At 58.1% G+C, this 18,355-nt stretch carries 14 protein-coding genes; 8 read left to right on the top strand and 6 right to left on the bottom strand.

Going from position 1 to position 18,355, the window contains the following annotated elements:
- Positions 1-61 precede the first annotated feature (61 nt).
- The gene (gene poxB, locus ASC90_RS17725) at positions 62-1,783 is read left to right on the top strand and encodes a ubiquinone-dependent pyruvate dehydrogenase (protein ID WP_056542968.1); all 1,722 of its coding nucleotides are present in this window, start codon (positions 62-64) and stop codon (positions 1,781-1,783) included.
- 51 nt (positions 1,784-1,834) lie between these two features.
- Here poxB and ASC90_RS17720 read toward each other — a convergent pair whose 3' ends face one another.
- Complete coding sequence (locus ASC90_RS17720; protein ID WP_056542965.1) at positions 1,835-2,461, bottom strand: response regulator transcription factor; 627 nt, start codon at positions 2,459-2,461, stop codon at positions 1,835-1,837.
- Complete coding sequence (locus ASC90_RS17715; RefSeq protein ID WP_156393014.1) at positions 2,458-5,700, bottom strand: sensor histidine kinase; 3,243 nt, start codon at positions 5,698-5,700, stop codon at positions 2,458-2,460. Before ASC90_RS17715 ends, ASC90_RS17720 begins: the two co-directional genes overlap by 4 nt.
- A gap of 680 nt (positions 5,701-6,380) precedes the next feature.
- Between ASC90_RS17715 and ASC90_RS17705 the strand changes: the two genes are divergently transcribed.
- Together ASC90_RS17705 and ASC90_RS17700 are read left to right on the top strand one after the other, a co-directional pair.
- On the top strand, positions 6,381-6,740 hold the full coding sequence (locus ASC90_RS17705; protein WP_056542958.1) for a hypothetical protein: 360 nt from the start codon (positions 6,381-6,383) through the stop codon (positions 6,738-6,740).
- A 161-nt stretch (positions 6,741-6,901) separates the two neighbouring features.
- Positions 6,902-8,245: a carbohydrate porin gene (locus ASC90_RS17700; protein ID WP_244480410.1), complete on the top strand. Its 1,344-nt coding sequence runs from the start codon at positions 6,902-6,904 to the stop codon at positions 8,243-8,245.
- 46 nt (positions 8,246-8,291) lie between these two features.
- On the opposite strand, the gene ASC90_RS17695 is transcribed toward ASC90_RS17700, so the two are convergent.
- From ASC90_RS17695 to ASC90_RS17680, 4 genes are all read right to left on the bottom strand, one after another.
- Positions 8,292-8,717 (bottom strand): OsmC family protein, encoded by a 426-nt coding sequence (locus ASC90_RS17695; protein WP_056543600.1) that lies wholly within the window; start codon positions 8,715-8,717, stop codon positions 8,292-8,294.
- Positions 8,718-9,120: 403 nt separating this feature from the next.
- Complete coding sequence (locus ASC90_RS17690; RefSeq protein ID WP_056542956.1) at positions 9,121-9,477, bottom strand: hypothetical protein; 357 nt, start codon at positions 9,475-9,477, stop codon at positions 9,121-9,123.
- Positions 9,478-10,176: 699 nt separating this feature from the next.
- Positions 10,177-10,653 (bottom strand): DUF992 domain-containing protein, encoded by a 477-nt coding sequence (locus ASC90_RS17685; protein ID WP_082519966.1) that lies wholly within the window; start codon positions 10,651-10,653, stop codon positions 10,177-10,179.
- A gap of 90 nt (positions 10,654-10,743) precedes the next feature.
- Positions 10,744-11,259: a DNA starvation/stationary phase protection protein gene (locus tag ASC90_RS17680; protein ID WP_056542954.1), complete on the bottom strand. Its 516-nt coding sequence runs from the start codon at positions 11,257-11,259 to the stop codon at positions 10,744-10,746.
- 566 nt (positions 11,260-11,825) lie between these two features.
- On the opposite strand from ASC90_RS17680, the gene ASC90_RS17675 reads away from it, so the two are divergent.
- From ASC90_RS17675 to ASC90_RS17655, 5 genes are all read left to right on the top strand, one after another.
- Entirely contained in the window at positions 11,826-14,120 is a 2,295-nt protein-coding gene (locus ASC90_RS17675; protein ID WP_056543595.1) for an FdhF/YdeP family oxidoreductase, read from the top strand.
- Positions 14,121-14,293: 173 nt separating this feature from the next.
- Complete coding sequence (locus ASC90_RS17670) at positions 14,294-15,148, top strand: formate/nitrite transporter family protein (protein ID WP_056542952.1); 855 nt, start codon at positions 14,294-14,296, stop codon at positions 15,146-15,148.
- A 228-nt stretch (positions 15,149-15,376) separates the two neighbouring features.
- Entirely contained in the window at positions 15,377-16,960 is a 1,584-nt protein-coding gene (locus ASC90_RS17665; protein WP_082519965.1) for an ATP-binding protein, read from the top strand.
- Positions 16,953-17,603, top strand: coding sequence for a response regulator transcription factor (locus ASC90_RS17660; protein ID WP_056542950.1), 651 nt, complete (start codon positions 16,953-16,955; stop codon positions 17,601-17,603). The genes ASC90_RS17665 and ASC90_RS17660 overlap by 8 nt, the downstream gene beginning before the upstream one ends.
- Before the next feature lie 91 nt (positions 17,604-17,694).
- Positions 17,695-18,078, top strand: a complete 384-nt coding sequence (locus tag ASC90_RS17655; RefSeq protein ID WP_056542948.1) for a response regulator — start codon at positions 17,695-17,697, stop codon at positions 18,076-18,078.
- The last annotated feature ends 277 nt before the right edge of the window (positions 18,079-18,355 follow it).

The following is an 18,355-nucleotide window of genomic DNA, read 5'->3' as shown; positions in this document are numbered from 1 at the left end:
GGGGCGAGCCTATCTCCTGTTTCGGTGACATCATTATCTCCCATTTCAAGGATATCCAAATATGACTAGAACGGCAGCTGATTACATGGCGGAGGCCCTCGCCCAGTCGGGCGTGAAGCGAATCTACGGGGTTGTCGGAGACTCATTGAACGGGTTTACCGACTCGCTAAGACGTCTCAAATCGATCGACTGGGTTCACGTCCGCCATGAGGAAGGAGCCGCTTTTGCAGCAAGTGCCGAGGCCCATCTGACAGGACAGCTGGCCGTCTGCGCCGGCAGTTGCGGCCCCGGCAACCTTCACCTCATCAACGGTCTCTTCGATGCCCACCGCAGCGGCGTGCCGGTGCTTGCAATCGCGGCGCACATTCCCAGCACGGAGATCGGAATAGACTATTTTCAAGCCACCCATCCGGAGACCCTTTTCAAGGAATGCAGCCACTACGTCGAACTCGTGGGCCATCCGGATCAGCTGCCGCAGATCCTGTCGCGCGCCATGCGCGTCGCCGTGGCGCAGAAGGGCGTCGCGGTGGTGGTCATTCCCGGTGACATTGCGCTGCAAGCCCTGGCAAAGCCAGTACCGAAATGGCAGCTGCCCTCTGACCCGGTCGTCCTGCCGCATGCGGACGATCTGGCCGGTCTCGCCGGTCTGCTAAACAGCGGGAGACGCATCACGCTGTTTTGCGGCGCGGGCTGCAAGGGTGCACGCGACGAAGTTATCGAGCTTGCCGGCAAGCTCAAGTCGCCGATCGTGCATGCGCTTCGCGGCAAGGAGTACGTAGAATACGACAACCCTTTCGACGTCGGCATGACGGGGTTCCTCGGCTTTGCCTCGGGCTACCACGCGATGAAGGACTGCGATACGCTTCTGATGCTCGGGACAGACTTTCCCTATCGCCAATTCCTTCCGGACAATGCCCGCATTGCTCAGGTCGATATTCGTGCCGCCGCACTCGGCAATCGCTGTGCACTCGATATCGGGGTCATCGGTACGGTTGTCGACACGCTGCGGGCGCTGCTTCCGCTTGTCGACGCAAAATCGGACACTTCGCATCTCGACGGAGCCGTGGCGGACTATCGTAAGGCACGCGCCGAGCTGGATGCTCTGGCGGAAGGCAGGCCCGGAACCCGTTATATCCATCCCCAATATCTCAACCGTGTGGTCAGCGAGCTTGCTGACGAGGACGCAATCTTCACGTGCGACGTCGGGACACCGGTGGCCTGGGTGGCGCGCTACCTCAAGATGAACGGTCGTCGCCGGCTTGTCGGCTCGTTCAATCACGGCTCGATGGCCAATGCCATGCTACAGGCTATCGGCGCCCAGGCCACGTTCCCGAAGCGTCAGGTCGTCTCGCTGTCGGGCGATGGCGGCTTCACAATGATGATGGGCGAGTTCATGACGCTCATTCAGCACAAGCTGCCGGTCAAGATCATCGTGCTCAACAACGGCACACTCGGCTTCGTCGAAATGGAGATGAAAGCATCCGGATTCCTGGACATTGGCTGCGATCTGAAAAACCCGAACTTTGCGGCGATGGCTCAGGCGATGGGTATCAAGGGTGTTCGTGTCGAGTCGCCGCAGGAGGTTGAGGCCGCAGTCAGGGAAGTGCTCAGCCATGACGGGCCGGCGCTTCTCGATGTTGTCAGCGCGCGACAGGAACTCGTGCTGCCGCCGGCGACAACTTTCGACGAGGCGCACAAGTTCGGCATGTTCACGCTAAAGGCCGTCCTGGATGGCAGAGCCAGTCAATTGATCGACCTGGCGAAGGTCAACGTGCTTAGGTAACGATCTCCGCGCAACCATGATGTCGTCGTGCTGGCGGTATGCGCTGACCCGCTAGAGTTCAATGATGCCCCGCTTTAGCCCGAGCGCCACGGCGTGAGCACGGTCGTTCGCTGAGAGCTTCGAGAGAATGCTCTTGACGTGACCTTTGACCGTCTGTTCGGTTATGGCCAGATGTTCTCCCACCGACCTGTTCGAATTGCCGCGAGCGATCAGAGCGAGAACGGCGATTTCCCGGGGCGTGAGTGCGTCGTCGGTCGCATGTATCGCGAGATTGGTCGCCACCCCAGCGTCTACATGTTTCTGCCCCCTGACGACCGACCGGATGGTATCGATAAGCTCGCGCCTTACCGAGCTCTTCAGCAGATAGGCCTGGGCACCCGACGCGATCGCCTTGGCCGCCAGTTGCTCGGTGTCATAGGTGGTCAAGACAATGATCCGGGCCCCGGGGTGCCGTTCCTTGATTGCAACCAGCGCCTCCAGTCCCGTTAGATTCGGCATCTGCAGATCGAGCAGCAGGACATCGGGCCGGAGTTCATCGAAGCGCGCGATTGCCTCATGTCCATCGGATGCTTCGCCGACGATGACAATGTCGGGCTGTGCTGCCATAAGCGCGGCGAGCCCCTCCCGGATGAGGGGGTGATCGTCGGCGGTAAGCACTCTGATCGGCTGCCCTGTCATTGACTCTGCCGCCTCCACCAGCGTGCCCACCAGGATCCGGGCCGTGCCTTGAGGGTGAGCTCGACCGAAGTGCCTTTGCCCGGAGTACTCTCGATGGCCAGGTCGGCACCTATCTTCTCTGCCCGCTCCTTCATTCCGGCCATGCCCCAACGTTTGCCAGCCGGGTCATGAGCACCCCTGACAATGCCCAAGCCGTCGTCGCAAACTCGAATTTTCAACCCACTGGCGTCATAGTCGAACTGGCACTTTATGAGCGATGCGCCCGCGTGCTTGAACGCGTTCCGAAGAGCTTCGGACGTAATGCGATAGACCTCCTCCTGAACGTTTGGCCGAAGATCCGTCGGGCGCCCGCTAAGGTCGAGCCGAAACACCGGGGACGGGACAACGGACGCGGCCGATGCGAGTTCCTGACCGACACTCCGGACAGCCTCGACCAGGTTTGTGTCGATCCCTTTGGTGTCACGCAGCGCCTGCACGGCGTTTCGGCCTTCGATGATCGCGTCGTCGCTCTTCTCCAAAACGAGATCAAGCATGCGCGCAGCTTCCTCCGGCTGCTTTGGCAAGAGATGCCGTGCGGCCTGAAGCCGGAAAGTGAGGCCCTGAAAGCTCTGGAGCAACGTGTCGTGAAGATCGCGTGCTACCCGATTCCGCTCTCCCACACGCTCTTCAAGTCGTATGCGGTATTGCGCTGCGACCTTGGCCAGCCGATACCGATAGAATGTCGCGAGGGCCGTTACCGAGAGCGCCAGCGCCGCACCATAAAACCACCACGTATCCCACCAGGGTGGCAGCACCATAATTTTCAAACCTGCTCCCGGCATATTCCAGTCGCCGCGTGTGGTGGCTGCCTGGACGGTCAAGGTGAAGTTGCCCGGCGGCAATTCGGCGTAGCTGATCGTCCTCTGATTGCTGTCGGCGCTATGCCAGTTGGTGTCCAACCCTTCCAGCCTGTAACGATAGCGCGTGCTGTCGGGACTCCTGAAGCTCAACGCTGAAAAGGAAATCGTCATGTTGCGTGCGCTATATGGCAGCGTGAAAGACGCTTGCCCGGTGCCTGACAAGGTCGCCGGGCCTGCTTGCGCCGGCAGATTTCCGGCCTGAATTTCGGTAAATACGACAGGCGGAACAAACGGCTTTCGAGCATCGTCATGTATCTTGACAGTCGCGCCGGTGAAGCCGCCGAAATATAGCCGACCATTCCCGCCGTTTGCACAGGCGTTCCATCCGGTAAGGTCCTCGCCCGGAAGACCGTCCGAGGCTGAATAGGTCTGGAACGTAGCGGCGGCTCTGTCCATCCGGGAGACACCACGATTGGTGCTCATCCATAAATCACCCCTATCATCGCTGAGGAGGCAACTGACGGCATTCCCCGCCAACCCGTTCCGGTCGAAGAAAGCTTCGAATGTGCTCGTTTCGGTATCCAGCTTGTTCAGTCCGTTCTGCGTCCCGATCCAAAGCTTCCCATCAGGTGCAAGGTAGAGGCTGTTGACGGTGTTGTTGCTCAGGCTGGAGTTGTCACCGGGAGTGTGCTTGTAGGTCGTGAATGTCGCGCCTTTCGGATCAAAGCGAACCAGGCCGGCCGTGGTGCCGAGCCAGAAGGATCCTTTTCCATCCGGGACAATGGAAAAATACGCTTCCGCGCTGCTCGCCGGGTCGCGCTTGTAGGTCGTGAACTTGCCGGTCGCGGGATCGAACTTGTCCAGCCCATTCCACGTCGTTAGCCACAAGTCACCCGACTCCGCGACGTGGATCCGTGTCACGATATCGCTGCTGAGGCCATCGGCTTTGTCCTGGCCATAGCGATACGACGTGAACTGGCCGGTGCTCGGATCGTAGGAATACAAGCCGGCTCCCAAGGTGCCGATCCATAGCGTTCCCTTGGCATCCTGCGTGATCGCGAGCACTTCTACCGAGGTTCCGGCGCCCAAAGGCTCCAGAACCTGTAGCGTCTTGCCATCCGGATCGATCCGGTTCAGTGCACCTCCTGCCCCGATCCAGACTGCGCCTTCTCGGTCTTCGAAGATCGTGTTTACCAGGCTCTCGCCGAGTTTATCGACGTGACCGGCAAATGGCCACACCTTGAGGAAGGGTGGGGCATCGCTCGGAAAGACGTTTGGTGGCGTTGCGTGCAGCCCGGTCCAGATGTTTCCTTCTCGGTCCTCGAACAATGCGATGGCTCGATTTTCCGCCAGGCTTCGTGCGTCACTCGGATCATTGCGATAGCGGATGAACCGCACATTCTCTCGATCGAATTTCAACAGTCCAGCGCCCATGGTGGCAAACCACATGTCGCCGTTCGTCGTTTCCAGTGCCGCGAAGACTCCCGACAAGCCGCTTTCGGTCGTTTCATCCTCGAAGGCATATCTGACGAGGGTATTGGTCTTGCGGTCGTAGATACCCAAACCGTTCCCCGAACCATAGATGATCCAGAAAACGCCGTGCGAATCCTCGTGAAATGAGAACTCCCGAACCTCCTGACGCAATGGGATCCTGACCTGCACCTGGCCTGTATCCCGGTCGAATGCCTCGAGGCCACCGCTGGACGCGACCCAAAATACTCCCTCCCGGTCCTCTCCTGTCGATTTGATGTCGCTGCTGGAGAGACTCAGGGGGTCATTTTCGTCGTGACCAAATCTCTTGGTCTCGCCGCTTGTCCTGTCCAGCCGATACAGGCCCTGGCTGGTTGCAAGCCAAAGGTATCCCTGCCTGTCTTCGCTGATATGTATCACCGTCGGATTCGATGCATCCACCGAATAGTGCCGAAAGGTGCCCGTTCTGTTGTCGAAGGCATCGAGAAACTGGTCGCTTCCCACCCAGATCGTACCCGAGCTGTCCTTGAACAGGGCATAGATGAAAACCCCGCTCAGGCTTCCCGGGTCACCGCGCACATGCTTGAACACATGAAATCCATAGCCGTCATAGCGGCTGACGCCATGTTGGGTGCCAAACCATAGGTATCCGTCATCGTCCTGGATAATCTGTGAGACCCGCGTTTGCGACAGGCCTTCGGAGAGCGACAATCTGCGGAATTGGATATCGTTTCTGTCCTCGACCTGAACGTGGGTGAATGCAGGCGCGACCTTCGCAACGATCGTATCGGCAAGTGCCTGCCCCGGCATGAACATCGCAGTGGCGGGGAGCAAGGTGATCCCCAAGACCAGGAGCCTTGCCCATGTCATCCTAGCGAGCCTGCTTTCGCGCTGCCCCATGGACATCGTGTTCGGTTGCTGGACTTTCACTGCAGGCTCCCGACCACCGCCATCGATTGAAGCGTATTTTACTCAGCCGCATTTTCCATTCGGGCAATCAAGGCCTGAAGCTCGACAGCTTGCTTCGTCAACCGTGTCGTCGTCCTCTTCGCGGCTTCGAGCTCGGGCGAATGACGGTTAATCCACCGGTAGTTTGCATGCATACCGATCAGCATTGCTCCTATAAGTAGATTGATCTCGTGGACTTCGTTCGTCAACCCGCGTGGAAGCGACAAATTTACCCGGTCGGTATCGCAATGGTCTGGATCCGCATATGTGTCGGATACGGCATCCGGGTTGTCCGTCGGGGCCGGATGTTGGTCCAAGCGACCGCTAGCAGATGTAAGCATTTTCATCCCACTCTAGCCTTTCGCACGCTTTCACAAGCCATCATCGGCCGCTTCGGAGGTACGAGGTGTGCTGCCGGATTGCCTGGATCGATCAGCCCCCGATAAATTACGTTGTATGGATATGCGATTTACGTCCACCCTCCAAAGAGGGGGTCGCTCGGTAGACGGTGTTCCCCAAGACCAACGTATGGGCAGCTGCGCCATCGGTATGATTTCGGACGAAATAGCGAGGGCCTACGATGGCCCGTGCCCCCCGCACCTATGCCAGCCGATTGGGGCGCCTGAAGATTCCGACTGGCGAGCCAATCAAAGGAAACCGCAATGAACAAGATAGCAAAACTCGCACTGGTCGCCATCGCGTCGTCGATCGCCTTCGCAGGAAGCAGTCGCGCGGGCAGCTGGGGCATGAACTCCGGGTCGTCGATTGAACGCACGATCCGCTCCTTCAGCGGTAACGACTTCAATGTCCAATATGTCTACAATTGGCGCCATCAGGCCGACCGTACGACCGGGCCGTGGTCAGTACCGCAACGTTCACCCACGGCAATTCAGCACATTCAGGAATCTATCGATTCAAACAGAACGCTTGTCCAGAGCCTCGCCCGCAAGGGCGTCAATGTGCGCAATATCGTCAATGCCAACGAAGCCTTGGACGGCAGCCTAACTTTCTATGTTCGATAGGTTCGCGTAGCCGATCGCCCGGACGGCAGCGTCCGGGCCGGGCACTGTTGATCGGGTTGGTGTTGCATCACGGCAATTGGGACGCACTCGCGCTCCAGATTGTTCACCCCGGCGCAGAACAATGGCAGACTGCGTTCGAATCGGACGCTGGAACAACCGCCGTGGCAAGAACCATTGCAAGTTCGTTGATCATGGCTTTGTCTGCCATCACTGCGCATGCTGACGACGGCAGCCCTCCTCCATCCTACGCCGATACCACGCTAACCGGCGACTGGATAGGATATCGGAACTGGCTGCGCGACAAAGGCGTCACTATGACGCTCACCCAAACCAGCGATGTGCTTGGCAACACTTCCGGCGGTCTGCAAACCGGAAGCGCCTACGATGGCGTCTTCCAATTGCAGGGCGATTTCGACATGGATCGCCTGATGGGCTGGAGCGGCGGCGCTATCCATGTTTCGGCCTATGCGATCCAGGGCCTCGGATTGTCGCAACGCGATCTCGGCAATCTGCTGACGGTTACGTCGGTCGAGGCCGCAAGCGGCGTGCGGCTCGGTGAAGTCTACGCCGCACAAAGCATGATGGACGGAGCCGTGACGCTGAAGCTCGGACAGATCCTCGCCGACCAGAATTTTGCGGTCAGCAATACCGCAGCACTGTTCGTGAACTCGACATTCGGATGGCCAGGGCTTTTTGCTTCCGACTTACCCGGCGGCGGTCCTGCCTATCCCTTTGCGGTCCCGGGCGCGCAGATCATCGTGAAACCCGACGATGCATGGACAATCCAGGCTGCAATCTTCAACGGCAACCCGACGGGGCCGGATCCAAACGGCAATCACAACGGCCTGGGCTTTCCGATTGGCGACGGGGTCCTCGCGATCAGCGAGGTTGCCTATGCCTACGAGCCGAGCGGGATGGTCGGCCTGCCTGGCACCTACAAACTTGGTGCATGGTATAATTCCGAGCAGTTCGGCAGCCTCTCCGACGCCTCGAATGGCGTCTCGCTGGCCGATCCGCTGTCGGACGGCATTCCGCAGCCGCTCTCCGGCAACTATGCGATATATGCCGTCATCGACCAGACGCTTTGGCAGGAACCGGGCAACGACGACAACAGCCTCAATGGTTTTGTTCGGGTCGCCTTCGCGCCGCAGGAAGATCGCAATCAGATGAACTGGTACTTCGACGCCGGCCTCAGCTACAAGGGCCTGCTGCCGGGACGTGACAACGATACGGCGGGTATCGGATTTGCATACGCCAACATCAGCAGCGGCGTATCGTCGTTGGCCAGAGCCGGGAATGCATTTTCAGGCACCTCCCAACCCGTCCCGACTTCTGAAGCTGTCATTGAGCTCACTTATCGGGCGACGATGACGAACGGACTGACGGTTCAGCCGTTCTTTCAGTATGTCATCCGGCCCGGGGGCAACGCGCCCGATCCTGAAAGACCGGAATCGCCGCTCGGCAATGCGCCTGTGTTCGGATTGAGAGCTGCCGCCACGTTTTAGGTATCCGGCGCGCCAGGGACCTCGTGCAGGGAATGCGCGAGCGCCATCAAGGAACGAGCTTGGCCTCGAAACTGATGTCCACGTTCATAAGCTTGGAAACAGGGCAGAACGCTTTTGCGTTGTGAGCCAGGGATTGAAAGGTCTCGTCGTCGGTGCCGGGTATCTTCGCAGTCACCGACAGATGTACGGAGGTAATCCTGAAGCCTTCTCCGTCCTTTTCGATTTCAACCTCTGATCTGGCATCCAGGTGCTCCGGCACCAGATTGGCCGTTCCGAGCATTCGAACAAACGACATGGTGAAACAGGCTGCATGGGCTGCTCCGATCAGTTCTTCCGGATTTGTACCCGGCTTGTCGCCATAGCGGCTAAAGAACGTGAAGGCATACTCGTCAAGTGCGCCGCTCTCGGTTGATACCGAACCGCCGCCATCTCGCAGGGCTCCGCTCCATGCGGCAGATCCGAAACGTTTCATCGGCATTGTCCCTCGGGTTCCGGTTTGAGCGGTCAGTCTTTGGATGGATCTCCCGTCGCGTCAGCGGTCTCGCCCTTAGCGGCGCTGCACGCCTCGGACGGAGGCTCGCCCTGCGGAAGGTGACCGGCTAACGGCGAAAGCGCGGCGCGATACCAACTGACAGCTCGCGAGCAGACTAGCCGACCCCAATATAAGCATCATACCATTCGCTATGAGATCTACGTTTATAGTTGCTAGATAGAACATTTCAGCCTCCCTTTACCTTCCTTCGACTCTATTTTGGTAGTCTACGCAAATAACTGCGTCCGTTGAACTATACGTAGGTCTATGACACCTCCTCCGTGGGTTTGGCCTCACGGTTGGCCCGGGTGCCGAAGCCGGCACCCGGGCCAAACCACGTTCATCAGTGGACGTAGAAAGTCATGCTGCCATCGGCTGCCTGTTCGGCATTGATGATGTTGTCGACATTGACACCCCTGGCGTCCAGTCTCCGAACGAGGGCCTTGTTGGTATCGATCGAGGCCTGAATGTTCTCAATTGCTCGAGGGGAACGTGGAACCACGCCCTGCGGCCCTTCCGGCGCGTACTGCTGGTCGTGAGCGTTGTACTCGTACTTGACATTGAAGCCGTTGTCGAAGGTACGAAGGGTGTGTTCGATAGCGAAACTATCGTTCATGGTCAGGGTGTCGGCACGGCTTACGCCAGCAAAGGCGAGCGACGATATGGCAGCGACCACGGCAACATTGAGTACACGGTTCATGATAATTTCCTTCCACATTACAAGAGCCGCAGCAAATCTGGCGGCCATGCGGTTACAGTGCAGAGGGTGACATTCACCCGAGTGCGTCGCCCCGTTCGAAGCGGCATGGACAAACTATGTTTCCGTGCGTCAGCGCGAAATCATACCGAGGGCTCTTGAAGCTAGACTAAGGTTTGCCGTGGTTTTTCGTCGCGCCCCAGATACCAACGACGCAGCAGTTGAGAGAGGCCGCATGCCGAATTTGGGCAGCGGTCTTGTCACAGGTCCAGTCTCTTGCAGATTGGAGATTTTTGAGCATTACCGTTTTCACCGCCTCCCGACGGCCATGCGAAAAACGGTGCCCGCTGCACTCACGAGTGCATAGTTTGGGTCATCGACACTTTCGTCGATCCGGCAGATGGCTATCTACGAAATCGACGGCAAGCGGGCCACACCGCGAGCAGGTGTTCCCAATCGGAGGCGCGTAGAAATACTTTTGGTTTCACTCGATGCGTCGTCGACCCGACCCGGCAACCAACTCTTGGCAACTCCAGATCGGTCGAAGGCTGGACATGACAGCTTTATGGCCGGCCGTCCGGCAGGAACGCGACGCCCGGCAGGCGCGAAAGCTCACCTGCTCCCGCGCCGCCGGTTTGGTCGAAAGCCCGCGTCGACCCCGGTCGCCACGCAATGGGCTTCCGAGGCCGGCGAAGTGGTTATTCAGTCTGCGGCGTGCAGCCTTAGCGCGGATACGCCGACCGCGACGTTCAGGCCCTCTTCGGCCTGCACGGAAACAGGCTGTAAAGAAATTGTGCCGTGATCGCCGCCAGCAAGAACATTGGCCCCGAGACCCACGCCGACGGCAGCATCCGCGCTCACGCCCCTATATGTTCCGGCAAGCGCGTCCTTGTCGCGGTTCACTGGCGCATAAACAAGCCAGGCCATTTTTGCCTTGCTGGTTTCACCAATATCGATGCCAAACTCGGTGATCTTGCCGACATAAGTCTCGGTTGGCCCCGGTGCGGACGGAGTGAAAACGCAATTCATATCCTGCTGGGATCCAATAATGACGCCGATACCCGCAGATACGTCGCAGTCGAGTTTGCCGGCCTCGACGTGCTGTGCCGCAGCAGCGCCGTTCGCTAAAGCCATGGTGACCGCTGAAATGGTGGCGGTAACGATCAAAAAATTACGCATTTGTTTTTCCTTGAGAAATCGGTCCAGTCGGAGGCAGTGAGCCGGTTTTCTGTCCGCATGTGGGAGTGGCAAGATTGAAGAACCGCGAGGCTATTTCGCCCGGCGCGTTGCCTCGAAGAGGAACCAAGTGCGCCGCTCGGCTTGATCGATCCAATTCTCAATCACACTCGTCGTCGCATAGTCATCGTGCTCGGAGGCGAGTTCATGAAGCTGGCGCAACAGGCCGACGAGCTGCTTGTTGTCATCGCGCAGTTCGGCAAGCATGTCTTCTGGCGTGACGTATTCGGCGTCGTTGTCGAGCAGACGCTGAAGCCGCGCAATATGGCCGATCGAGCGAAGCGTGGTACCGCCTATCTTGCGGGCACGTTCCGCCACATCGTCCGTCATCGCAAAGATCTCCTCGCCCTGTTCGTCAAGCATGAGATGGTAGTCGCGGAAATGCGGCCCGGACATATGCCAATGGAAGTTCTTCGTCTTGATGTAGAGCGTGAATACATCTGCCAGAAGCGCCGTCAGCGCCGGGGCGATATCTGTTGTCGCGTTCGACGACAGATTGGTTGGCGTAGCCAGCGCGGCACGGATTTTCGAGGTGGAATGATGCGTCATTGGAGTTCTCCTTCAAATGTAGGGGATGGTAATGGCTAGATAATTGGAAGTTGACAGGATCAGTTCACCTTAACGGCAAGGCAGTTTCGCGCCGCCCACCGCTCCCGGCTGAAAGCTCCCGGGAACGTCCTGCGGTGGACCATTCTTTGCGAACATCAAGTGCTTTTGCCCCGCCGATTGATCGTTCGAACTTATGCGGCATCGTTTTGTATTGGTATTCGATGGTCGTTTAGTTCATCCCACACTTAAGTATAGTTATGAAACAGGCCGAAACCCGGTAGCTTTTAACCCGCAGCCTCCCCCTCAGAGGCGCCAAACTTCGGTGCCTCCCCTCCACCGAAGTCGCGGATCTCCCCCCCGATCCGCCAAGACCGTCCCTTCTCCCAGGGGCGGTCTTTCTGTTGTGACGACAATGATACAGCAGCGCCGATCAACTGGGCGGGGCAACAATTAAATCCGGCAGCAGGAAAACTGGGAAGTCAGTGCCACGACCTATGCCCGCGTATAGTTTCGCTTCTCAATTGCAGCTGTTACCGTGCTTGAGAAGGTTCACAAGGATGAGCGATATGACAACCAAGCGCCCGGACGGAATCGAAACCTATGACGAGCCGGCAGGTGGATGGGGAGCGTTGCGCGCAGTTGCCAAAACTTTGGCGCACCAGCAAGTCATTGTCCAAGGTGCCGCAACCCTTCTGAAGGCCAATCAACCCGAGGGCTTCGATTGCCCGGGATGCGCCTGGCCGGACCCGAAACACACATCGTCGTTCGAGTTCTGCGAGAACGGCGCAAAGGCAATTACTTGGGAATCGACCGCGAGACGCGTCAATCCCTCGTTCTTCGATGCCAATACGGTCTCCGATCTGTGGACATGGACCGACCACAAGCTGGAGGACCAAGGCCGGCTTACGCATCCAATGATCTATAATCACGCTCGCGATCGCTACGAGACGATCGAATGGAGCGATGCCTTTGCCTTGATTGGCAAGGAACTGAACAAGCTCTCCAGTCCAGACGAAGCCGAGTTTTACACCTCCGGTCGCGCTTCCAACGAAGCGGCATTCCTCTACCAGCTGTTCGTACGTGCCTTCGGGACCAACAACTTTCCGGATTGCTCGAACATGTGCCACGAAGCAACCAGTGTCGGGTTGCCGCAATCAATCGGTGTCGGCAAGGGGACCGTCACCCTCGAAGACTTCGACCATGCCGACGCAATCTTCAGCTTTGGGCACAATCCCGGAACCAATCATCCACGGATGATGACGACGCTGCATGAGGCTGCCCGTCGTGGCTGTCCGATTGTCGTCTTCAATCCCTTGAAGGAACGCGCACTGGAAAAGTTCGCCGCTCCGCAGAACCCGATTGAAATGGCCACATTCTCGTCGACGCCCATCGCTTCCGCGTACCATCAGGTCCGCACCGGCGGTGATCTGGCGGCGTTGAAGGGGATGATGAAACTGATTTTCGAGCGCGACGCTGCAGACATCGCTGCCGGCGGAATTGGCGTGCTCGATCGCACTTTCATCAACGAACATACCGACGGCATCGACGCGTTGCGTCAAGATGTCGAGCAGACGAACTGGGACAGCATCCTGCGGCATTCCGGTTTGTCGAAGGAAGCATTGGAGAGCGCGGTTGACGTTTATCTGAACGCCAAGAACGTCATCCTCTGCTACGGAATGGGTATCACCCAGCACGCCAGGGGCACTGCAAACGTTCAGCAGATCGCCAACCTGCTGATGCTTCGAGGAAACCTGGGAAGAGAGGGTGCCGGCATCGCGCCGATACGAGGTCACAGCAACGTTCAGGGTGACCGAACCGTCGGCATTACCGAGATCCCCAACGATGCGCTGATTGAGGGGATGGAAAGGGCGTTCGGTTTCCGACCCCGACAGGACAAGGGTCACAACGCGGTTGAGGCAATCGATGCCATCTGCGCCGGTGAATCAAAGGCGCTCATCTGCCTGGGCGGGAACCTCGCGGTTGCGATGTCAGATTCCGACAGGACGTTTGCGGGCATGCGGAAGCTCGATCTTGCCGTTCATATTGCGACCAAACTGAACAGATCTCACCTGCTCACCGCAAAGACGTCGATCGTCCTGCCCTGCCTTGGCCGAACGGACCTGGATACGCAGGCCCTCGGACCACAGGCGGTGACTGTCGAAGACTCGATGTCGATGGTTCATGCATCGAGAGGATTCCTCAAACCGCCGAGCGACATGCTGAAGTCCGAGCCGGCAATCATCGCGGGGATCGCGAAGGCAACGTTGCTCGACAAATACGGCATCGACTGGGACGGCATGATCGCGAGCTATGACCGGATCCGAGACAAGCTCGAGCAGGTTTTTCCCGATTTCTATGATTTCAACACGCGCGTCCGCGTTCCGGGCGGTTTCAGGCTTGACGTGCCGGCGTCCTACAGGAGCTGGAAGACCAAGAGCGGGAAGGCAAATTTCCTTGTCGGCGCTGGCCTGGATGAAGACCCGCGGCTGCTGGATCCCGAGACCCTAGTCCTGACAACCATACGCAGCCATGAACAATACAACACAACGGTCTATAGTCTCGACGACCGCTATCGCGGTGTGTTCGGACGCCGCGACATCATCTTCATGAACAAGGATGATCTGGCGGCCCGCGGCCTCGCCGACGGCGACCGCATTGATGTCGTATCTATGCAAACCGGTGAACAGGGCCAACGCTCGACGCGTGGTCTTACCGCGGTAGCCTATAACATTCCGCGGGGATCAGTCGCCGGCTATTATCCGGAGATGAATGTGCTCGTTGCCCGTGACGACTACGACAAGGTGTCTGGAACGCCCGCCTACAAGGGCATACCGGTGAAAGTCGCCGCAAACCAGGGGTAGCGCCCGCATCCACCAGGCAATAATGCAATACGCGTCCGGCGCAGGCCGGGCGCGTATTGCATCGTGCGGATTTCTCCCGACCTTCATAGGAACGGACCTAGACGTAGGTATGATTCATCCCTCAGGTGGGAGGATCTACTCTCGCTGCATCAAGTCAAACACGAGGACATCTGATGTACCGGGAAACGATCGAGAACTTTGCTGATGCAGGGGCCCACAAGGCCGTCATGGTCAAGACCAACCTGGTCTCGTTTCTGGTTGGCGCGGCCATGGCTGGCGCCTATATCGGATTTGGCGATATCCTCATGTTCACGGTGGGAGCCCACGCGGATCCCGCGTGGGCTCACCTTATCATGGGTTCCGTTTTCGCGTCCGCGCTGACCATAGTGATCTTTGCCGGGTCTGAGCTCTTCACCGGCACTGCCATGTACATGCCGTTCGCCGTTTTCAGCCGAAAGGCCACCATCGGCGAAATGTTATCGGTATGGGCGACCACCTGGCTCGGCAACCTGGTCGGAGCGATTGTCCTTGCAGCAATCTTTCACATGGCCGGTGGCGGCGTGCTTCTTGGAGATGGCCGCGAAGAGTTCTTCTCCGTCGTGACCGCCAAGATGTCCGCACCGGCACTCCAGCTGTTTGCGCGCGGGGTGCTTTGCAATTGGCTCGTCTGCCTGGCGATCTGGATGTGCGCGCGCACCGACAACGCCGCCGCCAAGATAATGCTGATCTTCTGGCCGATAACAATCTTCATTGCTGCTGGCTACGAACATTCCGTTGCCAACATGTTCACCTTTTCGATGGCGCTGATGGGCGATCACCCGGCCTCCGTCACCTACGCCGGCGCGCTCAACAACCTTGTCTGGGTTACTCTCGGTAACCTTGTCGGCGGGACAGTCATGATGGCCATGGGCTACTGGATACAGGACGAGGGCATCGGACACGTGTCCTACTCCAAGGCTCCCGTCGCGGCCACGACGCGCAACGCGGAGCACCCGAAGACCGGGGTCAGCCACGAAGGACGTTCTTGAGAAAAACTTCCCGCCGGATGACTTGGGCGCAGCCGCGCTGCGTGTTCATCCGGCATCCCTCCTGCTCATGGAACAGCGGCATGTATCTATCGACCTTCGATTATCCCAGCCGCCAAGTTGCTCAACCGCCGCGACACAACCGTCTTGCACGACCCACACCTATGTATAGGTTAGAATCATGCAACCTCGCGCGCTATCATTCGTGCCGGGGAATACTGGGAACGAGTAATGACCACCGAGCGAACCGGCATTGTGTTTAATCATCGAGGCGGTGTCGGGCACAGTGCTGCTGTCGGGCTGATTGCAGTCGCGCTGGGCGCAATCGTTTTCTATATCGACACGTTCACGGAAATCGAGGGGGCAATTGCCGTTCTCTACGTGATCGTACTCCTGCTCGCATCGGAAATAGTGACGCGTGCGGGGCTGTTTCTGACAGTTGCCGTGTGTATAGCCCTTGCTGTCGCGTCCTACGTCCTCACTCACGGCCCCGATACCGACCTGCAAACATTTCTGCGTCTTGCAGTCTCCCTTTCTGCCCTAGCCATCACGATGGCCCTGTTGCTGCGAAACGAGATGTTCCGTTCAGAGCTGCTCGCGAAAAACGCTGCCATTCGCGACAGCGAGGCGCGATACCGTTCGATTTTCGATCGCGCGCGTGTGGCATTGTGGGAACGTGATTATTCTCAGGTGCGTTCCTTTCTCATGGAGCTCAAGGGCACCGGCATTTCGGACCTCAGGCAGCATGCGCACAACCATCCGGAGGTGATTGATCGCTGCATCAATCTCGTGCGCACGGTGGCAGCGAACGAGGCAGCGGTGGAACTCCTCGGGCCCTTGTCTGCCGATGGGAGCCCTGGCTCAATGGCTCGGTATATCGCGTCAGGCGATCTTGCCTTTCTCAATCTCATGGATGCGATCTTCAACGAACAGACTTATTTCGAAGGCCGAGGAAACGTAACCACGGAAAGCGGCGAGACCAAGCTGGTGTTGCTTAGTGTAAGCTTCCCCGAAGACCCCGCGGCCTTCAACAGGGTCGTCGTGGGTATGGTCGACATCACGCAACGCGAGTTGACTCAGATGGCGCTGGACGAAGCCCGGGCGGAACTGACAAAAGCCTCCAAGGCAGCAACCGTGGGCGCGCTCTCAGCATCGTTGGCGCACGAGCTCAATCAGCCGCTGGGTGCGATCGTCGTCAATGCGCAGACCCTGCTCCGCTGGCTTGATCGCGATCCTCCGGATCTAACGGCGGTCAGTCGTTCCGCCGAGCGGATTATCCGAGACAGTCAGCGCGCGAGCGAGATCATCCAGAATACGCGAAACCTGCTCTCCCAGAAGGAAAGCAAGGCCGAGTGGATCGATCTCTATGCCCTGGTTCACGAAACCCGGGCGTTGATGGAACAGGACCTGCAGCGGGACGCGATCCTCGTCGATGTTGTTCTGAGCGCTAACGTTCCGTTGGTCAAAGGTGTTAGGATCGAACTGCAACAGGTGATGATCAATCTGATGACGAACGCGATCCAGGCGATAAATGGTGCAAACTGCGCCATTCGACGGATAACGGTGGGTATCCAACCCTTGGAATCCGACAAGGTCAGCCTTTCGATAAGGGATAGTGGTCCCGGTATAAGCGATGAAGCCGCCGGGAAGCTATTTGCGCCGTTCTACACAACGAAAAGCTCGGGCATGGGGATGGGGCTTTCAATTTGCCGCAGTACGCTTGAGCATCGCGGCGGCCGACTTGACGGCTTCAATCACCCGGCGGGTGGCGCCGTCTTTGAAATCACATTACCGGTCGAGGACAGGCATGAATAACGCTAGAAACGCGCCACAGAAAGCCGACGCAAACGGCAGCCCCATCGTCTTTGTCGTGGATGACGACCTCTCGATGAGAGAGTCTCTTCTCGATCTGTTTCTATCGATGAAGCTGGAGGCGGCCGGTTTTGAAAGCGCCTCGGCCTTCCTTGAATCGGCAAACCTGACGCGACCCGGTTGCATCCTCCTCGACGTCCGCCTCCCCGGGGTAAACGGGCTCGACTTTCAGGAACAACTGGAACGCATGGGAAGCCGGATGCCGATCGTGTTCATGACCGGCTTTGGCGACGTGCCGATGAGCGTGCGGGCGATGAAGGCCGGCGCTGTCGATTTCCTGACAAAGCCGTTTCGTGATCAGGACATTCTCGACGCTGTATTGGCTGCCATCGAAAGGGACGGCGTCAGGCGTCGTCAGTCGGCTGAGTCCGAGGCGGTTGCCTCGCTGGTTGAAACGCTCACGCCTCGCGAACTCGACGTCATGGGTTCGGTGACCAAGGGAATGATGAACAAGCAGATCGCATTTGAACTCGGCATCAGTGAGATTACCGTCAAGCTTCATCGCGGCAACGTCATGCGAAAGATGCAGGTCCGGTCCGTTGCCGACCTGGTTCGCAAGGTCGAACTTTTGAAAAGCCGATCGTAAACCTACACTCCTGTATGGTATTATTCTCGTTTGAGTAGGCGCATATTAGTTAGGCAATCGCGCTAAAGAACTTCTGTAAGGTCACATTCTCTTGCCCCATACATCCACCATTGCCATCATCGACGACGACGAGGCGATCCGAGAAGCCCTGGATGACCTGGTTCATTCCTGCGGCTACCAGAGCAAATTGTTCGCTTCAGCCGAGGAGTTTCTGAGCTATGATCGCCGCTCGGCTTTCGACTGCATGCTTGTCGATGTGAAGATGCCGGGTCTGAGCGGCATCGAGCTCCAGACTGAACTCAACAAGGAGCCGCAGCGCCCTCCCATGATCTTCATGACCTCTTATCGTGACGAGCGAACACGCGCGGCGGCGATGGACGGTGGCGCTTTTGCATTCCTTGGCAAGCCGGTGGATATTGATACCCTTCTGGACTGTTTGGCGTCGGCACTCGACGTTCAAGCTGATCCGATTTAGCACCGCGGATATCCAGCACTCGACATCGGGCCTCTCGATCCCGAGACGCTGTCGTTCGATACAATCGAACAATCGATGCGCAGCAAGTCATTGGAGGGCCGCCGCACCTCTTCGGTGGGCCCTATGTCGAAGAAGCTGCTCAAAGGCATCGACGTTCCTAGACCAACGTATGATTCCGATGGGACCCTGGCGCGGTAAGATGACCCATCGAAAAGTTGTCGAAATCGAGGATCCGATGTTCACTTTCCAAAACGTTTCCCTGGTTGAACGAAAGAAT

This window comes from Rhizobium sp. Root1220, assembly GCF_001426265.1.
Taxonomy (GTDB): domain Bacteria; phylum Pseudomonadota; class Alphaproteobacteria; order Rhizobiales; family Rhizobiaceae; genus Rhizobium.
This window is presented reverse-complemented; position numbering and strand designations above follow the sequence as displayed.